The 18,787-nt window shown below is 67.4% G+C and carries 12 protein-coding genes and 3 tRNA genes; 7 read left to right on the top strand and 8 right to left on the bottom strand.

What is annotated here, in order from left to right; all coding sequences use genetic code 11:
* Positions 1 to 301 precede the first annotated feature (301 nt).
* From M2299_RS15210 to M2299_RS15200, 3 genes are all read right to left on the bottom strand, one after another.
* The gene (locus M2299_RS15210) at positions 302 to 3,322 is read right to left on the bottom strand and encodes a ligand-binding sensor domain-containing diguanylate cyclase (protein WP_280884606.1); all 3,021 of its coding nucleotides are present in this window, start codon (positions 3,320 to 3,322) and stop codon (positions 302 to 304) included.
* Positions 3,323 to 3,535: 213 nt separating this feature from the next.
* Positions 3,536 to 4,927, bottom strand: a complete 1,392-nt coding sequence (locus tag M2299_RS15205; protein ID WP_100436029.1) for an ATP-binding protein — start codon at positions 4,925 to 4,927, stop codon at positions 3,536 to 3,538.
* Between the two features lie 6 nt (positions 4,928 to 4,933).
* Entirely contained in the window at positions 4,934 to 5,662 is a 729-nt protein-coding gene (locus tag M2299_RS15200) for a response regulator (protein WP_025875399.1), read from the bottom strand.
* A gap of 205 nt (positions 5,663 to 5,867) precedes the next feature.
* Between M2299_RS15200 and M2299_RS15195 the strand changes: the two genes are divergently transcribed.
* The 3 genes from M2299_RS15195 to M2299_RS15185 are packed head-to-tail and all read left to right on the top strand — an operon-like array spanning position 5,868 to position 10,497.
* Positions 5,868 to 7,106 carry an efflux RND transporter periplasmic adaptor subunit gene (locus tag M2299_RS15195; protein WP_280884605.1) on the top strand — a complete coding sequence of 413 codons (1,239 nt, stop codon included), beginning with the start codon at positions 5,868 to 5,870 and terminating at the stop codon, positions 7,104 to 7,106.
* Positions 7,103 to 9,061, top strand: a complete 1,959-nt coding sequence (locus M2299_RS15190; RefSeq protein WP_032975817.1) for a MacB family efflux pump subunit — start codon at positions 7,103 to 7,105, stop codon at positions 9,059 to 9,061. Before M2299_RS15195 ends, M2299_RS15190 begins: the two co-directional genes overlap by 4 nt.
* A complete protein-coding gene (locus M2299_RS15185; RefSeq protein ID WP_345782464.1) occupies positions 9,058 to 10,497 on the top strand; it encodes a TolC family protein in 1,440 nt (479 codons plus the stop codon). Before M2299_RS15190 ends, M2299_RS15185 begins: the two co-directional genes overlap by 4 nt.
* A 146-nt stretch (positions 10,498 to 10,643) precedes the next feature.
* On the opposite strand, the gene rlmB is transcribed toward M2299_RS15185, so the two are convergent.
* The 3 genes from rlmB to rnr all read right to left on the bottom strand — a co-directional run bounded on the left by rlmB (position 10,644) and on the right by rnr (position 14,594).
* Positions 10,644 to 11,387 carry a 23S rRNA (guanosine(2251)-2'-O)-methyltransferase RlmB gene (gene rlmB, locus M2299_RS15180; RefSeq protein WP_025875407.1) on the bottom strand — a complete coding sequence of 248 codons (744 nt, stop codon included), beginning with the start codon at positions 11,385 to 11,387 and terminating at the stop codon, positions 10,644 to 10,646.
* Positions 11,388 to 11,516: 129 nt separating this feature from the next.
* Positions 11,517 to 12,002, bottom strand: a complete 486-nt coding sequence (locus tag M2299_RS15175; RefSeq protein ID WP_025875409.1) for a GFA family protein — start codon at positions 12,000 to 12,002, stop codon at positions 11,517 to 11,519.
* 132 nt (positions 12,003 to 12,134) lie between these two features.
* Positions 12,135 to 14,594: a ribonuclease R gene (rnr, locus tag M2299_RS15170; RefSeq protein ID WP_280884603.1), complete on the bottom strand. Its 2,460-nt coding sequence runs from the start codon at positions 14,592 to 14,594 to the stop codon at positions 12,135 to 12,137.
* 128 nt (positions 14,595 to 14,722) lie between these two features.
* On the opposite strand from rnr, the gene M2299_RS15165 reads away from it, so the two are divergent.
* Positions 14,723 to 14,807: transfer RNA gene (locus tag M2299_RS15165), tRNA-Leu, on the top strand.
* 159 nt (positions 14,808 to 14,966) lie between these two features.
* Positions 14,967 to 15,053, top strand: a tRNA-Leu gene (locus M2299_RS15160).
* A gap of 60 nt (positions 15,054 to 15,113) precedes the next feature.
* Here M2299_RS15160 and M2299_RS15155 read toward each other — a convergent pair.
* Positions 15,114 to 15,860, bottom strand: a complete 747-nt coding sequence (locus M2299_RS15155; RefSeq protein ID WP_099783417.1) for a sulfite exporter TauE/SafE family protein — start codon at positions 15,858 to 15,860, stop codon at positions 15,114 to 15,116.
* Positions 15,861 to 15,956: 96 nt separating this feature from the next.
* Between M2299_RS15155 and M2299_RS15150 the strand changes: the two genes are divergently transcribed.
* Positions 15,957 to 16,868, top strand: coding sequence for a LysR substrate-binding domain-containing protein (locus M2299_RS15150; RefSeq protein ID WP_099842200.1), 912 nt, complete (start codon positions 15,957 to 15,959; stop codon positions 16,866 to 16,868).
* Between the two features lie 50 nt (positions 16,869 to 16,918).
* A tRNA-Leu gene (locus M2299_RS15145) sits at positions 16,919 to 17,005 on the top strand.
* Between the two features lie 188 nt (positions 17,006 to 17,193).
* Here the strand turns inward: M2299_RS15145 and emrB are convergent.
* Positions 17,194 to 18,780: a multidrug efflux MFS transporter permease subunit EmrB gene (emrB, locus tag M2299_RS15140; protein WP_025877622.1), complete on the bottom strand. Its 1,587-nt coding sequence runs from the start codon at positions 18,778 to 18,780 to the stop codon at positions 17,194 to 17,196.
* Between the last annotated feature and the right edge of the window lie 7 nt (positions 18,781 to 18,787).

Below are 18,787 nucleotides of genomic sequence, written 5' to 3'. Positions count from 1 at the left end.
GGGCGGGGTTTCGTCGCCCCGGGGGGCCCCCCGGGGGGGGGGGTTCCCGGTTTTGGGGGGGGGGGGGGGGGGGGTGGACTGCGCAGGGGACGCTGCAAGTACATCCCTGTAAGCTCGGTCGCCGCATCCATGCGGCTCACGCCCCTGCGCAGCCCACCCGCCCGGCCACGGACAGTTTCCCGGGCGCCACGGGAAGATCAGAAGAGCGGGAGCAACAGTGGGTCGCTGCGCTCGATGGGTGCCGACTGTTGGTACGGCAATGCCAGTAGATCCACGCCATGCGTGGATGCTTTGCATTGGATCAACCGATGCTCGTGCGATCCCTGCCGTCACTCTTCGCGCGGTACAACGCGCGGTCGGCGCGCTGGTACAGCAGTGCCGGGGTGCGGTCGTCGCCGTCCAGTTCCACCAGGCCGGCGCTGAAGGTCACCCGCAGGCCGGGGATGCCGGCCCAGTCCGGGTGGTCATGGAACAGGCCACGCAGGCGCGCGCACAGCTGCGCCGCCTCCTCCAGCCGGGTGTCATTGAGCAGCAGCGCGAATTCTTCGCCGCCGGTGCGTGCCGGTAGATCCGAATCGCGGCTGGCGGCGGCGATCACCTGGGCCACTTCCACAAGTACCGCATCACCGATGCTGTGGCTGTGCTGGTCGTTGACGTCCTTGAAGTGGTCGATGTCCAGCACCACCAGGCATAGCGGATGGCCACTGCGCTGGGCGCGGGCGAAGTCGCGGGCCAGCGCCTCGTCGAAGCCGCGACGGTTGGCCAGCCGGGTCAGCGCGTCTTCGCGGGCCTGCCGTTCGAACGCCTCGGCCTGCCGCGCCAGGCGCTCGGCCAGCTCGGTCTTCTCCTGGTTCAGCGCCTGCAGGTGCACGGTCTGCGCCTGCAGGTCGAAGGTGGCCTCGTCCACGCGCCGTGCCAGGCGCAGGTTGCTGGCCTTGTACTGCTGCAGCAGGAAGCGGTACAGCGCCACCAGCGCGGACAGCAGCACCAGCCCGATCAGCGCCTGCACGCTGTGCCGCTGCCACCAGAATGGCTCGACGGTAAAGCTCCACACTGCTTCCTGATGCCCCCAACTGCCACCCGGGTGCGCGGCGGCCACATGCAGCGTGTAATCACCCGGCGGCAGGCCGACGAATTCCACGCTGCGCTGCGGGCCACGTTCCACCCAGCCGTTGTCCAGCCCTTCCAGCCGCGTGCGGTAGCGGATGCGGTCGGACATCAGGTAGCTCAGGCCCACGTAGCTCACCGCAAGCCGTCGCCCACCGGGAATCAGGTTGCGCTCGGGGCCCTCCCAGTGCACCGGCGCACCGTCGACCTGTACGTTCTCGATTGCCGCAGGCGGTGCCGGGCGTTCACGGAAACGCTGCAGCCGCTGCGGATCGACCGTGCTCAAGCCACCCGCGGTCACCACCCAGAACGTGCCGTCCTGGCGCAGGATCGCCGAGGGGCCGGAGCTGCCGTTGGCCTGCGCATTGGCCATGCCGTCGATCTCGTTGTAACGCTCCACCGTGACCCGCGGCGCGCGTCCGTCGGCCACGGCGTTGAGCGTGGCCATGTCGGTGCGCAGTACTCCGCGGTTGCTGCTGATCCACACGTTGCCCAGTCGGTCGGGCACCAGCTGGAATACCGCGTCCACCGGCATGCCCTGCTCCAGGCCCACCCGTGCCAGCGTCCCCGCCTGCCAGCGGTACAGCCCACGGTCACTGCTGATCCACATCGCATCGCCGATCTGGTGGAAGCCGAACACGCTGCGGCCACCGCCCAGCGGCGCCAGGTCGATCGACTGCACCTGGTCACCGCGCAGCACGCGGACGCCTTCAATGGTGCCGATCCACAGATTTCCCTGGTGATCGTGTTCCAGCGCGGTGGTCAGGCCTCCCGGCATGCCAGCAACGGTGGGCACGGTTACCTGGTCACCCTCGATGCGGACCACGCCCTTCTGCGTCCCCGCCCAGACCACGCCGTCAGGCGCGATGCTGATCGCACGGATGTTGCCGCCGGGCAAGCCATCGGCCGCCGCGTAGTTGTGGCGAAGCCGTCCATCGGCGTGCAAGCGGTAGATGCCGTCGCCGAAGGTGCCCACCCACAGATCGCCGCCGGCATCCTGCGCCAGGCTCAGCACCGAAGGCGCCTTGCCACCGCGGTTGTGCAGCGGTATCGCACGGAATCGACCGTCGCCGGTCTGCAGGTCCAGGCCACTGGCGCTGCCCACCCACAGGTGGCGGTCCCGGTCTTCGAGCACCGTGCGCACGTAGTCGCCGCTGAGGCCATCGCGTTCGGTGTAACTGCTGAACAGGGTTTCGCGCAGGCGGTACAGGCCGCCATTGGCACCCACCCAGATGCTGCCCTCGGCGTCTTCGCGCAGGCTGACCACGCGCCCGCCGGGCAGGTTCAGACCCGCCGGCAGGCGCTCCAGGCCATGTGCCGAGATGCGCAGCAGCCCTTGGTTCTCGGTGCCCAGCCACAGGTCGCCATGGCGGTCCTGCAGCATGGCGGTCAAATGCAGCTGGCCAGGCAGCCGGTGCACCAGCACCAGGCGATCATCCTCCACCCGGTACAGGCGCTCGCCCGCGACGATCCACAGCGTGCCATCGGGTGCGCGATAGGGCCACGACAGGCCCTTGTCCACGCCCCACGCTGCTGGCGCGCGCTGCAGTACGCCGGCGGTGTCGCGCAGCACCAGGCCGTCGAGGGTGCCGATCCAGACCCGGTCCTGCGCGTCGACCGCCATCTTGGTGAAACTCATCGCCAACGGCAGGTCCGGCGGCGGGCGCTGGTAGACGATGCCCTTGTCCGGGGTCAGATAGCCAATGCCCTTGCCCTCGTACAACAGCCACAGGCGCCCTTGGCTGTCCATCTGCATGGACTGGATCAGCACCTGCGGCGTATCCGGTTGATGTTCCCAGACCCGCCACTGGCCGTCGCTGCCGCGGTGGCTGACATTGCCGCGCGAATCGCTGATCCACAGACCGCCCTGCGGGTCGACCAGCAGCGCGCCGATGCCGTTGTCGCGCAGCCCCGGCCGGGTGCTGCGGTCGAACACGGTGAAATCCAGGCCGTTGTAGCGCACCAGGCCTTCCCAGGTGGCGAACCACAGGTGGCCTTCCGGGGTCTGCGCGATGTCGCGCAGCGAGTTGTGCGGCAGACCATTGCGCGAGGTCCACACGTCGATGGCGTAGTCGCGCAACGGCGGCGCGCCACTCTGCGCGGCCAGTGGCGTGGCAATCGCCAGCAGCAGCCACAGCACACCCACCTGCAGCAGGCGACCGATGTTCTCCGCGTGGCGCCCCGCCCGGCGCCTGCCCGCCCCCTGTCCGCCCATCAGCGCAGCGGCGGCGGCCAGCTGCGGATGCCGGTGGCGGCAGCAGACGCGAACAGGGACAGCCGCACCGCGCAGGGCGGCATGCCGGCAGGAACAGGCGGGCTCATCGGACGAAGAATGGGGAAGTACGCAGATGATAGGGCAAACCCTGTCACCGGCGTCACCGTGCCTGGGCAGCCCGGCGCAACCGGGCCGGGTCCGGGATCGATGCTGCTAGCGCGCCTCGGCGCTGGTCGACCACTGCACCACCGCTTCCAGCCCACCTTCGGGGCGGTTGCGCAACCACAGTCGGCCCCCGTCCTTCTCGGCCAGCGCGCGGGCGATGGTCAGGCCCAGGCCGGCACCGCCGGTCTCGCGCGAACGGGATGTCTCCACCCGCACGAACGGGTCGAACACCGCTTCCAGCTGGTCATCGGCCAGCCCGGGGCCATCATCGGCGATGACCACCGTGATCGTGCCCTCGCCGCGCTCGACCCGTACCCGGGCGCGTTGCGCGTACATCACCGCGTTGTCCACCAGGTTGGAGAACAAGCGATGCATCGCCAGCGGCCGCAGCATCAGCACCGCGCCGCTGCGGCCCTCAAAGACAACGTCGGCGCCGTCCTCGGCGGTGTCCTCGACGATGCTCCCCAGCAGTGAATCCAGGTCCAGCGCGGCGCGCTGTTCGGCACTCTCCGCACTCCGGGCCAGTTCCAGCCCCTCGCGTACCAGTGCCTGCATCGCAGCCAGGTCGCCGATCAGGCGCTCGCGCAGCGTCTCGTCGGTCACGTTTTCCAGGCGCAGGCGCAGCCGGGTCAGCGGCGTCTGCAGGTCGTGGGTGATCGCCGCCAGCATCTGCGTACGTTCGGCCAGGTGGCGCTGCAGCCGATGCTGCATGGCATTGAAGGCTTCAGCGGCGCGCTGCACTTCACGCGGCCCGCGCAGCGGCAAGGGTGCCCGCTGCAGGTCATCGCCCAGGTCCTCGGCGGCGGCCGCCAGCTCCTGCAGCGGCGCACTGGCCATGCGTGCAACCACGTAGGCCAGCACGGCAATGGCCAGTACCAGCAGGGTCAGGAACAGCGGGTCCACGGCGAGGATGCCGTTGTGCGCGATCGCCGGCGAATCCAGGGCGAGCTTCAGCAACGTGCCGTCGTTGAGCACCACGTCCACCGCCCGGCACTTGGGCGGGATGAAGGTGGGATCGCGTTCGTGTGGCGGCTTGCGGTGGCCCGGCGGCGGTGGCGGCAGCAGGTCCTGCAGCTTGGGAATGCACGAACGGAACGAGGCGAAGTGCACATGCGCCCGCGACACCGGGCCCGGGCGGTCTTCCAGTACTTCCATCAGCGCCTTGTCGGCCCGCCCGATGCGCGCGCCGGGCTGCAGTGCCCGCACGCTGGGGCCACCGATCTCCAGCAGGCGCTCGCGCAGCTCCGGGTTGCCGTCGAGCAGGTTGATGTAGCCCTGCAGTCGGTCGGCGATGCGGTTCAGGTTCTGCCGCTCGAATTCCTGCTGCCGCTTGGAACTGGCCAGCATGGTCGCACCGATCGCGGCCACGCTCATGCCCAGCAGCAGGATCACGAACAGCCGTCCGACCATCGAGGACAGGAAGTGGCGCAGGCGCTTCATCGCGGCTTATTCCAGGTTGACGGCCGAGGCCAGCACGTAGCCTTCGTTGCGCACGGTCTTGATCAGGCCATCGGGGCCACCATCATCGGCCAGCTTGTTGCGCAGCCGGCTGACCTGCAGGTCGATCGCCCGGTCCTGCGCTTCATAGTTGCGGCCGCTGCTGAGGGCCACCAGCTGCTCGCGCGAGAGCACCTTGTTGGCATGGGCGATGAACACCCGCAGCAGGCGGAATTCGGCGCCGGACAGCACCACCACGCGCCCGTCCGGGTCGACCAGGTGGCGATGCTCCAGGTCGAAGATCCAGCGTGAGAAACGCGCACGGCGCACCGCCAGCGGTTCCAGGTTGGCCGGCAGCGCTTCGGTACGGCGCAGCACGTTGCGGATGCGCGCCAGCAGTTCACGCGGCTCGAACGGCTTGGCCAGGTAGTCGTCGGCGCCCATTTCCAGGCCGAGTACGCGGTCGATCGGCTCGGCGCGCGCGGTGAGCATGATCACCGGCGTGTTCGAGCGCGCGCGAAGGTCGCGACACAGGGTCAGGCCATCCTCGCGCGGCAGGTTGAGGTCGAGCACGATCAGGTCCACGTGTTCGCGTTCCAGCAGCTGGCGCATGCTGGTGCCATCGGCGGCGGTGCTGACCTGGTAGCCAGCACGGCCGAGCTGCTCGGCCAGCAGGGTGCGGATATCGTTGTCGTCATCGACGATCAGCAAACGGTGCATCGGGTTTTCAGTCTCCATGTCGCGAATCATCCCGTGTCGGCAGCTGAACCGCATCCAGGCCAATGCGTACCACTGTATCCCCCGCAGTGCGGGATACCTGCCGATACGCAGTCTCGCAGACAGTGTTACATAGAGACACACCCCGAGGATTGAGCACAGCGTCGCTCGATCTTCACAATGCCCACCAACGCCGCCACTGCGGCCCCCAGAGTGAAGCCGCCACGTGATCTCCCGCCTGTTGCCCGCGACCCGCAAGAGTCGCCTGATGTTGATCGCCCTGATTGTCCTGATCGCCGCTGTATCCGCCTGGTGGCTGCTGCGCAAGCCTGCCGCACCGGCGCTGGCGACCACCCCGGTCAGCCGCGGCGACATCGAGCAGACAGTGGAAGCTACCGGCGTGATCGACGCCTACAAGCTGGTCAGCGTCGGCGCGCAGGCCTCCGGCCAGATCAAGTCGCTGAAGGTGCAGCTGGGCGATACGGTGAAGGAAGGCGACCTGATCGCCGAGATCGACGCCACCACCCAGCAGAACCAGGTGCTCAACGCGCAGGCCTCGCTGGACCAGGTGACCGCGCAGCGCGCAGTGCAGCAGGCCACCCTGCGCCAGGCCGAACTGGAGTTCGCACGCCAGCAGCAGATGCTGGCTGCCGAAGCCACCTCGCGCCAGGAATACGACGCCGCCGAGGCCCAGCTGAAGACCGCGCGTGCGCAGCTGCAGTCCTACGAGGCGCAGATCAAGGGCCGCGAAACCGAACTGGGCACTGCCCGTGCGAACCTGGCCTATACCCGCATTGTCGCGCCGATGGACGGCACCGTGGTGGCGGTAGTGGCCGAGGAAGGCCGCACGGTGAACGCCAACCAGACCGCGCCGACCATCGTGATGCTGGCACGGTTGGACGTGGTGACCGTCAATGCCGAGGTGTCCGAGGCCGACGTGGTCAAGATCAAGGCCGGCATGCCGGTGTACTTCACCACGCTGGGTGACCCGGACCGCAAGTACCACGCCACGCTGCGGCAGATCAATCCGGCACCGGCGTCGATCGCCAACGAAAGCTCGTCCAGTTCCAGCAGCTCGTCCAGTTCCAGCTCCAGCAGCGCGGTCTACTACAACGCGTTGTTTGACGTCGAAAACCCCGATGGCACCCTGCGCATCGACATGACCGCACAGGTATCGGTGCTGCTCAAGCAGGCCAAGGGCGTGCTGATGGTGCCGGCCGTTGCACTGGGACCGAAGTCGCGCGATGGCGAGCGCATCGTGCGGGTGGTCGATGACAAGGGCCAACCGCAGCCGCGCAAGATCAAGGTCGGCATCAACAACGGCGCCAACGTCGAGGTCCTGTCCGGCCTGAAGGAAGGCGAGCGCGTGGTGGTCGGCGAAGGCGGCGCTGCGGCAGCCGCTGGCGGCGGCAACCGTGGCGGCATGCAGATGCGGGTCGGCGGCCCGGGCATGGGGCGCCGATGAGCATGACGGCGCCACTGCTGCGCCTGCGCGACCTTCGACGCGAATTCCCGGCCGGTGAAGATGTCATCGCCGTGCTGCGCGACGTCAACCTGGACATCCATGCCGGGGAGATGGTGGCGATCGTCGGCCAATCCGGGTCGGGCAAGTCCACGTTGATGAACATCCTCGGCTGCCTGGACCGCCCGACCCGTGGCAGCTACCAGGTGGCGGGCCGCGAGACCGGGAAAATGGCGCCCGACGAGCTGGCCGAGCTGCGCCGCGAGCACTTCGGTTTCATCTTCCAGCGCTACCACCTGCTGGGTGATCTCGACGCACGCGGCAATGTGGCCGTGCCGGCGGTGTATGCCGGCAGCCCCGGCCCGGTGCGCACCGCGCGTGCCGAGCAGCTGCTGCAGCGGCTGGGCCTGGCCGACCGCATGCACCACAAACCCGGGCAGCTGTCCGGTGGCCAGCAGCAGCGCGTGTCGATCGCGCGCGCGTTGATGAACGGTGGCGAGGTGATCCTGGCCGACGAACCGACCGGCGCCCTGGACACGAAATCCGGCGAAGAGGTGATGGCCATCCTCGGCGAACTGCATGCCGAAGGCCACACCATCATCATCGTTACCCACGACATGAGCGTGGCCGAGCACGCACAGCGCATCATCGAGATCCGCGACGGCGAGATCATCGCCGACCGTGCCAATCCGGCCGCGCCCAGCTACCGTGCGCAACGCGAGCCGAGCGCTGGCGTGGCCCATGGCAGCAGCTGGCAGGCCGCCCGCGACCGCTTCACCGAAGCGTTCCGGATGGCCCTGCTGGCGATGAACGCCCATCGCCTGCGCACCTTCCTGACCATGCTCGGCATCATCATCGGCATCGCTTCGGTGGTCTCGGTGGTGGCACTGGGCAACGGTTCGCAGCAGCAGATCCTGCAGAACATCAGCGCGCTGGGTACCAACACCATCGACGTCTACCCCGGTCGCGGCTTCGGCGACATGCGCTCGGCGCGGGTGCAGACCCTCAAGGCCAGCGATGCCGATGCCCTGTCACGGCAGAGCTACGTCGACAGCGCCACCCCCAGCGTGTCCAGTTCGGTCACCGCGCGCTACCGCAACCAGTCGGCCACCGCGCAGATCAGCGGCGTCGGCGAGCAGTACTTCCGGGTGAAGGGCGTGAGCCTGCTCAGCGGCAGCTTCTTCGACACCGACGCGGTGAAGGGGCTGGGCCAGGTGGCGGTGATCGATGAGAACACCCGGACCCAGTTCTTCCCCGATAGCGATCCGATCGGCCAGGTGATCCTGCTTGGCAACGTGCCGGTGCGGGTGGTCGGCGTGGCCAAGAAGCAGAGCTTCGGTTTCGGCGGCAGCACCAGCCTGAGCGTGTTCGTGCCCTACACCACGGTGATGTCGCGCATGCTCGGGCAGAGCCACGTTTCCAGCATCACCGTGCGGGTGAACGATGAAACGCCGATGGATGCGGCGCAGGAAGCGATCACCCGGCTGCTGACCATGCGCCACGGCACCGAGGACTTCTTCCTCAGCAACAGCGCCGAGATCCGCGACACCATCGAACAGACCACGCGCACGATGACCCTGCTGATCGGCGCCATTGCCGCCATCGCGCTGCTGGTCGGTGGCATCGGCGTGATGAACATCATGCTGGTCTCGGTGACCGAGCGCACCCGCGAGATCGGCGTGCGCATGGCGGTGGGGGCGCGGCAGAGCGACATCCGCCAGCAGTTCCTGATCGAAGCGGTGCTGGTATGCCTGCTCGGCGGATTGCTCGGCATCGGCCTGGCACTGCTGATGGGCGTGTTGATCGGCCGTTTCGCCAGCGATTTCCAGGTGCTGTTCTCCACCGCTTCCATCATTGCCGCCTTCGCCTGTTCGACCCTGATCGGCGTGGCGTTCGGCTTCCTGCCGGCACGCAGTGCCGCCCAGCTCGACCCGGTGGAGGCCCTGGCCCGCGAATGAAGATGATGACCCGACTGCCCTTCCCCGCTCCCTCGCGCCTGCTGCTGTCCGCCGCCGTGCTGCTTGCACTCTCCGCCTGCGCTTCCGTGGGCCGCTATCCGGTCGAAGACCCCAGCGTTGCCGCCACCTATGGTCGTGGCGATGCGACCCTCAACGCACCGGCCAACGACCCACGCAGTGGCCTGGACATCCCGGCCCGTGACGTCCGCCAGGACAACTGGTGGACCGGCTTCGGCGACGAGCGCCTCGACCGCCTCGTCGCGCAGGCGCTTGCCGCCAACAGCGACCTCGGTGCGGCCGGGCTGGCGGTGCAGCGTGCACGCCTGCAGGCCGGGCTGGCCAGCAACGCGTTGTGGCCGCAGCCTTCGTCGTCCGGCGTGAGCGGCAGCGGCAGCCGCGCCACCGACCAGGCCGACGACTGGCGCCGCAGCTATTCCACCGGCGTGTCGCTGGGGTGGGAGATCGATCTGTGGGGCCGCCTGCGCACCCAGCGCGACATCGCCCGCTGGGAGGCCGACGCCAGCGAAGAAGACCGGCAGAACACCGCCCTGCTGGTGATCGGCGATGTCATCAACCAGTACTGGGCCCTGGCCTACCTCAACCAGTCCATCGCCACCGGCCAGGCCAACCTTGAGCGGCTGCAGCGCACGCACGAACTGGTACAGGCGCGGTTCGATGCCGGTGCGGTTTCGCGCCTGGAAGTACGCCAGGCCCTGCAGAACCTGCAGTCGCAGCGTTCGGCGCAGAGTGCGCTGGAACAACAGCGGGTGGAGGTGCGCAACGCGCTGACCGTGCTGCTGGATGGCACGCCGTGGCCGCAGCAGGACGAACCGCAGAACCTGCTGGAGGCGCAGAGCCCGAGCATTGCCGAAGGCCTGCCCGCCGACCTGCTCGGCCGCCGGCCCGACCTGCGCGCGGCCGAACTGCGGCTGCGCAACAGCCTGAAGACGATCCGGGTGACCGCCACCCAGTACTACCCGGCACTGAGTCTTACCGGCAGCCTGGGTTCCAGCGCCACCTCGCTGGGCGATGTGCTGCGCAATCCGGTGGCGACGCTGGGAGCCGGGCTGTCGCTGCCCTTCCTCAACCTGCAGCGCGCGCAGCTGGATACGGACGTGGCCGGCACCAACTACCAGATCGCCGCCGCCAACTTCCGCAAGACGCTGTACACCGCGCTGTCGGAGGTGGACAACGCCTTGTCCGCACGCGAGCAGCTGCTGCGCCAGGTAACCGCGTCGCAGGCGTCCTACGATGAAGCGGTGGAAGTGGAACGTGCGCAGGAAGTGCGCTATCGCGTGGGCGCCACCGATCTGCGCACCTGGCTGGAAGCGCAGCAGACCCGGCGCGACGCGGAACTGTCACTGGCACGGGTGCGGCAGAGCCAGTTGAACAACGACGTGACGCTGTTCAAGGCGCTGGGAGGCAGCGCGGGGTAAGGCATCCGGAGCGCCAACCAAGGTTGGCGGCTACCGCCTGCCCGGTAGGTGTCGACCTTGGTCGACACGGCAGATCAGAAAAAAGGGTCAGATCCCTTTCCCGTGGGAAAGGGATCTGACCCCGATCGGGTCTCCGCAGCTGCCGATCAACCGCGCTGGCGCACGGCCTCGAACAGGCTGACGCCGGCAGCAACCGAGACGTTCAGGCTCTCGATCTCGCCCGGCATCGGAATCTTGACCAGGCCATCGCAGTTTTCGCGGGTCAGGCGGCGCAGGCCGTCGGCTTCGCCGCCCAGCACCAGGGCGATGTTGCCCTTCAGGTCCAGCTGGTACAGCGACGCAGTCGCCTCACCGGCCAGGCCGTAGATCCACACGCCTTGCTTCTGCAGGTCCTTCAGGCAGCGCGACAGGTTGGTCACCGCCACCACCGGAATAAGGTCGGCAGCGCCGGCCGAGGTCTTGCGCACGGTGGCATTGACCGTGGCCGACTTGTCCTTGGGAATGATCACGGCGGTGGCGCCGGCAGCGGCGGCCGAGCGCAGGCAGGCGCCGAGATTGTGCGGGTCCTGCACCTCGTCCAGCACCAGCAGCAGGGCCTTGCCTTCCGCAGCCGTGACCAGCCCTTCCAGCTCGTTCTCGTTGTAGGTGCGGGCGGCGGCATAGCGTGCGGCCACGCCCTGGTGGCGCACCGAACCGCCCACGCCGTCCAGCGCCTGGCTGTTGACCTTGCGCACGTCGATGCCCTTGCGGCGGGCGTTTTCCTCGATTTCGACCAGGCGCGGGTTCTTCGCACCGGCCTCGACCAGCACTTCGCGGACGTTCTCGGCGTCGTTCTCGATGGAGGAGGCGACGGCGTTGACGCCGACGATCCACTGGCTGTTCTTGCTCATGCGGGCAGGACCGGAAAGGGGGTGGCTATGGTAGAGCATCGGCGGACGCGGCGCTGCGGCGGCTGGCCGGTAGCGCCGGGCCATGCCCGGCGACCGTTGTCCGTCGCCCCCGCCGGGCAAGGCCCGGCGCTACCCGCGCGTGCGCGGCGGCCAGTGCGGGGTGTCGTGGTCGGGATGCTGGTGGGAAACGACCGTGGCCAGGAATTCCAGCGCGGCCATGTCCTGTTCCGTACGGCGTGCCGGCAGCCGGCCCAGCCCATCGACGAAGGGCAGCTTGCGCTCGACGCCGTACTGAAGGGTCGGCGGCAGTCGTTCAGGCTGGTCGAACGCACCGGCGGCCACCGCCACGCCATCGGGGGCTTCATAGGTCAATGGCGTGCCACAGTCGGCGCAGAAGCCGCGCCGCACTACGTTGGACGACTGGAAATAGCGCGGTTGGCCACGGGTCCAGCTGAACTGCACACCGCGCACCGACACCAGTGGCGCGTAGTAGGCGCCGAAGGCCTTCTGGCACATCCGGCAGTGACAGATCGAGCTGTCGGTCAGCTCGCCCCGCGCCTGGAAGCGGATCGCGCCGCACTGGCAGCCGCCGCTGTATTCGGGTTGGCCCTGCATTGCTGCTTTCCTCCGGAACCTCGTGTCGACCAAGGTCGACACCTACCGATGGGGACGTGCCGCCCGGGACCGGCGCCTACCGGGATGGTCGGCGCCGGCGTGGCAGGTGCCGACCGTTGGTCGGCACACCTTTCAGTACTTCTTCTTCGCGCGCTTGGCTGGCTTGCCGCGCTCGGGCAGCGGCGCCGGGTTCTGCACCTCTTCCTCGCCCTTGTGCTCGACCAGGCGGAAGTCGATCTTGCGTTCTTCCATGCTGGCCTTCAGCACCAGGATGCGCACCTGGTCACCCAGCCGGTAACTGCTGCCGCGGCGCTCGCCGGTCAGCGTCTTGCGGGTCGCGTCGAACTTGTAATAGTCCTGCGGCAACTGGGTCACGTGCACCAGGCCCTGCACCTTCGAGTCGGCCAACTCCACGAACAGGCCGAAGCTGGTCACGCCGCTGATCACGCCGTCGAACTGGCCACCGACGTGTTTTTCCATCCACGCTGCGCGGTAACGCTCATCCACTTCACGCTCGGCCTCATCGGCGCGACGCTCACGCTCGGAACACTGCAGTGCCAGTGCTGCCATCTCGCGGGCGGTGTAGGTGAACTTGTCCAGCGGCTTGCCCGACAGCGCATGCTTGATCGCCCGGTGCACCAGCAGATCCGGGTAACGACGGATCGGCGAGGTGAAGTGCGCATACGCTTCCAGCGCCAGGCCGAAGTGGCCGTTGTTGTCGGGGCTGTACACGGCCAGGCTCTGGCTGCGCAGCAGCACCGATTCCAGCAGCGTGGCATCGGGACGGTCGCGGATCTTCTTCAGCAGCTTGGTGTAATCACCCGGGCGCACCTTCGACCACGGCGGCAGGCTCAGCTTGAACTCCTTGAGGAATTCCAGCAGATCGGCGTACTTGGTCTCCGGCGGCTTCTCATGCACGCGGTAAGGCGCCGGCACATGGCGCGACAGCAGGTACTTGGCCGCCTCCACGTTGGCCGCGATCATGCATTCCTCGATCAGCTTGTGCGCATCGTTGCGCACCAGCATGCCGGCCTGGGTGACTTCACCGCGGTTGTCGAGTACGAAGCGGACTTCACTGCTTTCAAACTCGATCGCGCCACGCTTGCTGCGCGCCTTGGACAGCACCTTGTACAGCTGGTGCAGGCGCTGCACCTGCGGCAACAGGTCACCGATGAAGGCCTTGGCACCGGCATCGTCCTCGCCCACCGCCTGCCACACCTGGGTGTAGGTCAGGCGCGCATGCGAATTCATCACCGCTTCGTAGAAGCGCGAGCCGGTCACCTGGCCCTCGCGGTCGATCTGCATGTCGCAGACGAAGCACATGCGGTCGACCTTCGGCATCAGCGAGCAGATACCGTTGGACAGCGTTTCCGGCAGCATCGGCACCACGAAGCCCGGGAAGTACACCGAGGTGGCGCGCTTCTGTGCTTCATCGTCCAGCGGCGTGCCGGGACGGACATAGTTGGAGACATCGGCAATGGCCACCACCAGGCGGAAGCCATCGGCGTTGGGCTCGCAGTACACCGCGTCGTCGAAGTCCTTGGCGTCTTCGCCATCGATGGTCACCAGCGGCGTGCTGCGCAGGTCGACGCGGCCGCCGATCATCGCCGGCTCGACCACCAGCGGTACCGAGGCGGCTTCGTCCAGCACCTCCTGCGGGAACTCGAACGGCAGCTCGTGGCCGTGGATCGCGGTTTCCACCACCAGCGAGGCAGTCAGCTTGTCGCCGAGCACGGCGATGATGCGACCGATCGGCGGACGGCGGCTGTCCGGTGCCTGGGTCAGTTCGCAGACGACCAGCTGGCCATCGTTCGCGCCGCCGGTCTGGTCCGGCGGTACCTGCACGTTGCGCTGGATGCGCTTGTCATCGGGCACCACGTAGTTGATGCCCATCTCGACGCTGAAGCGGCCGATCAGGCGCGTCATGCCGCGCTCGAGCACGCGGGCGATGCTGCCTTCGCGACGGCCGCGGTGGTCAATGCCGGTGACACGTGCCAGCACCTTGTCGCCGTGCATCACCTTGCGCATTTCATAGGGCGGCAGGAACAGATCGTCACCGCCCTCGACCGGGCGCAGGAAGCCGAACCCTTCTGGATTGGCGATCACCACGCCGGTGACCAGGTTCAACGTCTGGATGGGCGCGAAGCCGCCGCGGCGGTTCTGCACCAGCTGGCCGTCGCGGACCATGGCGCCGAGCCGGCGCGACAGCGCTTCGGCACGGTCCGGTGCGGTCAGGCCCAGGCGTGCGCCGAGTTCCTCAGCCGTCTGCGGCCCTTCGCAGCGTTCCAGCAGGGCCAGGATGGCCTCGCGGCTGGCAATGGGTTGTTCGTACTTTTCCGCTTCGCGGGAAGCGTAGGGATCATCGATCACCTTGCCCGCCGGTGGCAGCTTGCGACCCATTGCCGGGCCCGGCGGCTCGGCGTTGCGGCGGCCACGTCCTGGAGGCGGTGCACCGCCTTCGGCCAGTGCGGGGAGCCAGCCCGGCAACGGCTTGCCCGGCTTGTTGTTGCGGGCAGTGCCCTGCTTGGTGCCCTTGTTGGGGGCTTCACTGCGGGACTTGCTCCCGCCCTTGCTTGGTTTTTTGGTAGTCATCGCCCTCCATGGTAGCCGCTGTGGGCGTGCAGAACGGGTCAGCACCCGTCTTTGAACAATCGGGTGAAAAACGTTCACAAAATCGTTGACAGCCTGCGTGTTCATCTTCACAATTGCGCCTCTGGAACGCCCAGATGGCGGAATTGGTAGACGCACTAGTTTCAGGTACTAGCGGGTAAAACCGTGGAGGTTCGAGTCCTCTTCTGGGCACCAACGAAAAAACTCCTCGCTTCGGCGGGGATTTTTTTTGCCTGTAATCCGGCTGCCGCATCCATCCACGCATGGCGTGGATCTACTGAGCGCGTTGGACGCAGGAATCTCAGAAGGGTGTTGACACCTCCGTCACGGCACCCCATAATTCTCCTCCTCGACGCCCAGGTGGCGGAATTGGTAGACGCACTAGCTTCAGGTGCTAGCGGGGGCAACTTCGTGGAGGTTCGAGTCCTCTCCTGGGCACCATGTCGAGAATGAAAAACACCCGCGAAAGCGGGTTTTTTCTTGTCTGGCGTCCGGTCGGCATCACCACCACGAACGCAGCATCAGCTCCAGGCCCAGCAACAGCAGGAAGCCGAGGAAGCAGGCACGGAACACGCGCGCACTGATGCGCTGGCGGATCACCTGCCCCAGCCACATGCCCAGCAGCGCCGGCAGCACCGCCAGCGCGCTCAACCCCAGCTGCTGCACGCCAAACGCCCCGTTGAGCACTAGGCCGGTGGTCAGCGAGATCGTCGATACGGTGAACGCCAGGCCCAGCGCCTGCACCAGCTCCTCGCGCTGCAAGCCCAGCGACTGCAGGTAGGGCACCGCCGGCATGACGAACACGCCGGTGGCGCCGGTGACCACGCCGGACACCGCCCCGACCAGCGGCCCCAGCCAGCGCTCGCGCCGCTGCGGTACGCGGAACACCGGCGCCACCAGTGCGTACAGCGCATACACGACCAGCGCCACGCCCAACGCGGCGCGCGAGGCATCACGATCCACCCGTACCAGCAGCGCGGCCGAGCCCAGCGTCACCACCACCACGGCCAGCATCATCGGCCACAGCCGCCGCAGGGTGCGGCCCAGTGATGGCCCGGACAGCAACTGCCAGGCATTGGTGACGAAGGTGGGAATGAACAGCATCGAGGCCGCCGCCACCGGCGACAGCGCGCCGCCCAGCAGCCCCATCGCCACGGTCGGCAGGCCCATGCCGGTCACGCCCTTGACCACGCCGGCCAGCAGGAACACCACCACCAGCAACCCATAGAAGTACATCGTCTCGTTCATGCCTTCATTGGAGCCGGCGGCACTTCAGCGCACAATGCGGTCTTCCCGCCTGCGCCTTCGGACCAGCCGAAGGCAGGGCCGAGCGGAGCAAACGACATGCGTCTGGACATTGCCGATCTGCGCCTGTTCCTGGCGGTGGCCGAAGCCGGCAGCATCACCGCCGGCGCTGCAGAGGCGAATCTGGCACTGGGATCGGCCAGCGAACGCCTGCGCGCCATCGAAACCGACGCTGGCACCGCGCTGCTGACCCGTCACCCGCGCGGCATCAGCCTCACCGAAGCGGGTGCCGCACTGGCCCATCACGCGCGATTGATCCTGCAGCAGCAGGCGCAGCTGCGCGGCGAACTGCAGGCGTTCGCCCACGGTGCGCGCGGCACGCTGCACCTGTACGCCAACACCGCGGCATTGACCAACTACCTGCCCGCGCGGCTGGCCCCATGGCTGGCAGAGCGCCCTCGCCTGCGCGTCGAACTGCACGAACGCACCAGCAATGAAGTCGTGCGCGCGATCCGTGCCGGCCAGGCAGAGGCCGGCATCATCAGTGATGCCGTTCCCGCCGATGGACTGCACCGCCATGTCGTTGCCGAAGACCCGCTGATGATGCTGCTGCCGGCCGGCCACCGCTTCGCCGCGCGGCGCTCGCTCGGCTTCAGCGATGTGCTGGGCGAGACCTTCGTTGCCCTGGCCGACGGCAATGCGCTGCAGACCTATATCGAAGAACTGGCGGCAGAGGCCGGACGCACGCTCGACGTGCGCATCCGCATGAAAACTTTTGAAGGCCTGTGCACGATGGTGGGCCATGGCATCGGCGTGGGCATCGCGCCGCGCACGATCGCGCGGCAGCATCGACGGGCCACCGGCATCGTCGCCGTTGCACTCGGCAACGCGTGGGCACAACGCCGGCTGTGCGCCGCGTTCGCCGACTGGAAATCGCTCTCGCCACCGATGCGCAGCCTGCTGCTGCATCTGGATGTGCACGCGGAAGCCGGTGCAGAAAAAAATGTGTGAAATGGTGTTGACACACATCCAGCCTTCCTGCAAAATTCTCCTCCTGAGTCGCCCAGGTGGCGGAATTGGTAGACGCACTAGCTTCAGGTGCTAGCGGGGGCAACTTCGTGGAGGTTCGAGTCCTCTCCTGGGCACCATGACTCAGACAATGATCAAACCCGCGCAAGCGGGTTTTTTCATGTCCGGCATTCGAAACGCGATCGCCTGCGCGGCAGTGCATCCACGCATGGCGTGGATCTACTGGAATTCGCATGCATGCGTGGATGCACTGCAAACAAAAACCCCGCCTTCCGGCGGGGTTTTGTTTTTCAGCGACAGCGATCGATCAGTGCCCGCCACCGGCGGCAGCACCCGCGCCCGCACCGAAGGGCGGCTTGGCCAGCCACAGGAACGAGATGATCGCCAGGAAGATCCAGCCCAGCAGGAAGAAGATGTCGTTGAAGCCCATCTGCGATGCCTGGTGGTTGATCATGTTGTTCAGCACCGCCGCGCCATGTTGCAGGTCGCCCTGCCCCATCGCCGCCACCTGGTCCTGCATGCCCGGCTGATAGGCCGAAATGTGCTCGGTCAGGTCCGCGTGATGCACCTGCGTGCGACGCGCCCACAGCCAGGTGGTCAGCGACGCCGCGAAGCTGCCGCCCAGCGTACGCAGGAACGTGGCCAGGCCCGAACCGGCCGCGATCTCACGACCATCCAGGTCCGACAGCAGGATCTGCAGCACCGGCATGAAGAACAGTGCAACGCCGATGCCCATGATCAACTGCACGCCGGCCACATGGTGGAAGTCCACCTGCAGGTTGAAACCCGAGCGCAGGAAGCTGGTCATCGACAGCACCACGAACGCGATGGTGGCCAGCATGCGCATGTCGAAACGCGATGCGTACTTGCCCACGAACGGGGTCATGATCACCGGCAGTACACCGATCGGGGCTGTTGCCAGACCGGCCCAGATCGCGGTGTAGCCCATGTCGCGCTGCAGCCACTGCGGAATCAGCAGGGCCACGCTGAAGAACGCCGCGTAGGCCACCACCATCGCCAGCGTACCGGCACGGAAGTTGCGGTGCCGGAACAGCTTCAGGTCGACGATCGGGTCCTTGTCGGTCAGCTCCCAGATCAGGAACACGGTCAGCGCCACCACGGCCACGCAGGCCAGTACCACGATCTTCATCGACGAGAACCAGTCTTCGTCGTTGCCCAGGTCGAGTACCAGCTGCAATGCGCCCACGCCGATCACCAGGGTGACCAGGCCGACGTAGTCCATCTTCGGCTTCTCGACGTGCTCGGGGCGACCCTTCAACTGGTTGCCCACCACCAGCGCAGCGAAGATGCCCAGCGGCACGTTGATCAGGAAGATCCATTCCCAGCTGTAGTTGTCGGTGATCCAGCCACCGAGGATCGGCCCGCAGATCGGCGCCACCACGGTGATCATCGCCAGCAGCGCCAGCGCCTGCCCGCGTTTCTCCCGTGGATAGATCGAGACCAGCAGCGACTGGGTGATCGGGTACATCGGGCCGGCGACGAAGCCCTGCAGCGCACGCGACAGCACCAGCATGCCCATGCTCTGGGCCAGGCCGCACAGCAGCGAGGTGATCACGAAGGCCAGCGTGGCCCACACGAACAGCTTGCGCTCGCCGAAGCGACGGCTGAGCCAGCCGGTCAGCGGCAGCGCGATCGCGGTGCTGACCGCGAACGAGGTGATGACCCACGTCGCCTGCTGCGAACTGGCGCCAAGATTACCGGCGATGGTCGGCAGCGAGACGTTGGCGATGGTGGTGTCGAGCACCTGCATGAACGAGGCCATCGCCAGGCCCACGGTGCACAGGGCCACACTGGGTGGCAGGAATCCAGCGGCCGCACCCGGCGCCGCCGGTGCGCCCGGAGAGCCGGGCGCAGCTGGAGCTTGTGCGGACATGGCCGAC

This window comes from Stenotrophomonas sp. 1278, from assembly GCF_029892765.1.
Taxonomy (GTDB): Bacteria; Pseudomonadota; Gammaproteobacteria; order Xanthomonadales; family Xanthomonadaceae; genus Stenotrophomonas; species Stenotrophomonas indicatrix.
The sequence above is the reverse complement of the archived record's forward strand: the minus strand, read 5'-3'. Positions and strand labels throughout refer to the sequence as shown.

Excerpts from the sequence above, each read along its gene's own strand:
- M2299_RS15210 (WP_280884606.1), bottom strand. The coding sequence starts at position 3,322 with ATGGGCGGACAGGGGGCGGGCAGGCGCCGGGCGGGGCGCCACGCGGAG.
- M2299_RS15205 (WP_100436029.1), bottom strand. The coding sequence starts at position 4,927 with ATGAAGCGCCTGCGCCACTTCCTGTCCTCGATGGTCGGACGGCTGTTC.
- M2299_RS15200 (WP_025875399.1), bottom strand. The coding sequence starts at position 5,662 with ATGGAGACTGAAAACCCGATGCACCGTTTGCTGATCGTCGATGACGAC.
- M2299_RS15190 (WP_032975817.1), top strand. The coding sequence starts at position 7,103 with ATGAGCATGACGGCGCCACTGCTGCGCCTGCGCGACCTTCGACGCGAA.
- M2299_RS15185 (WP_345782464.1), top strand. The coding sequence starts at position 9,058 with ATGAAGATGATGACCCGACTGCCCTTCCCCGCTCCCTCGCGCCTGCTG.
- rlmB (WP_025875407.1), bottom strand. The coding sequence starts at position 11,387 with ATGAGCAAGAACAGCCAGTGGATCGTCGGCGTCAACGCCGTCGCCTCC.
- M2299_RS15175 (WP_025875409.1), bottom strand. The coding sequence starts at position 12,002 with ATGCAGGGCCAACCCGAATACAGCGGCGGCTGCCAGTGCGGCGCGATC.
- rnr (WP_280884603.1), bottom strand. The coding sequence starts at position 14,594 with ATGACTACCAAAAAACCAAGCAAGGGCGGGAGCAAGTCCCGCAGTGAA.
- M2299_RS15155 (WP_099783417.1), bottom strand. The coding sequence starts at position 15,860 with ATGAACGAGACGATGTACTTCTATGGGTTGCTGGTGGTGGTGTTCCTG.
- M2299_RS15150 (WP_099842200.1), top strand. The coding sequence starts at position 15,957 with ATGCGTCTGGACATTGCCGATCTGCGCCTGTTCCTGGCGGTGGCCGAA.
- emrB (WP_025877622.1), bottom strand. The coding sequence starts at position 18,780 with ATGTCCGCACAAGCTCCAGCTGCGCCCGGCTCTCCGGGCGCACCGGCG.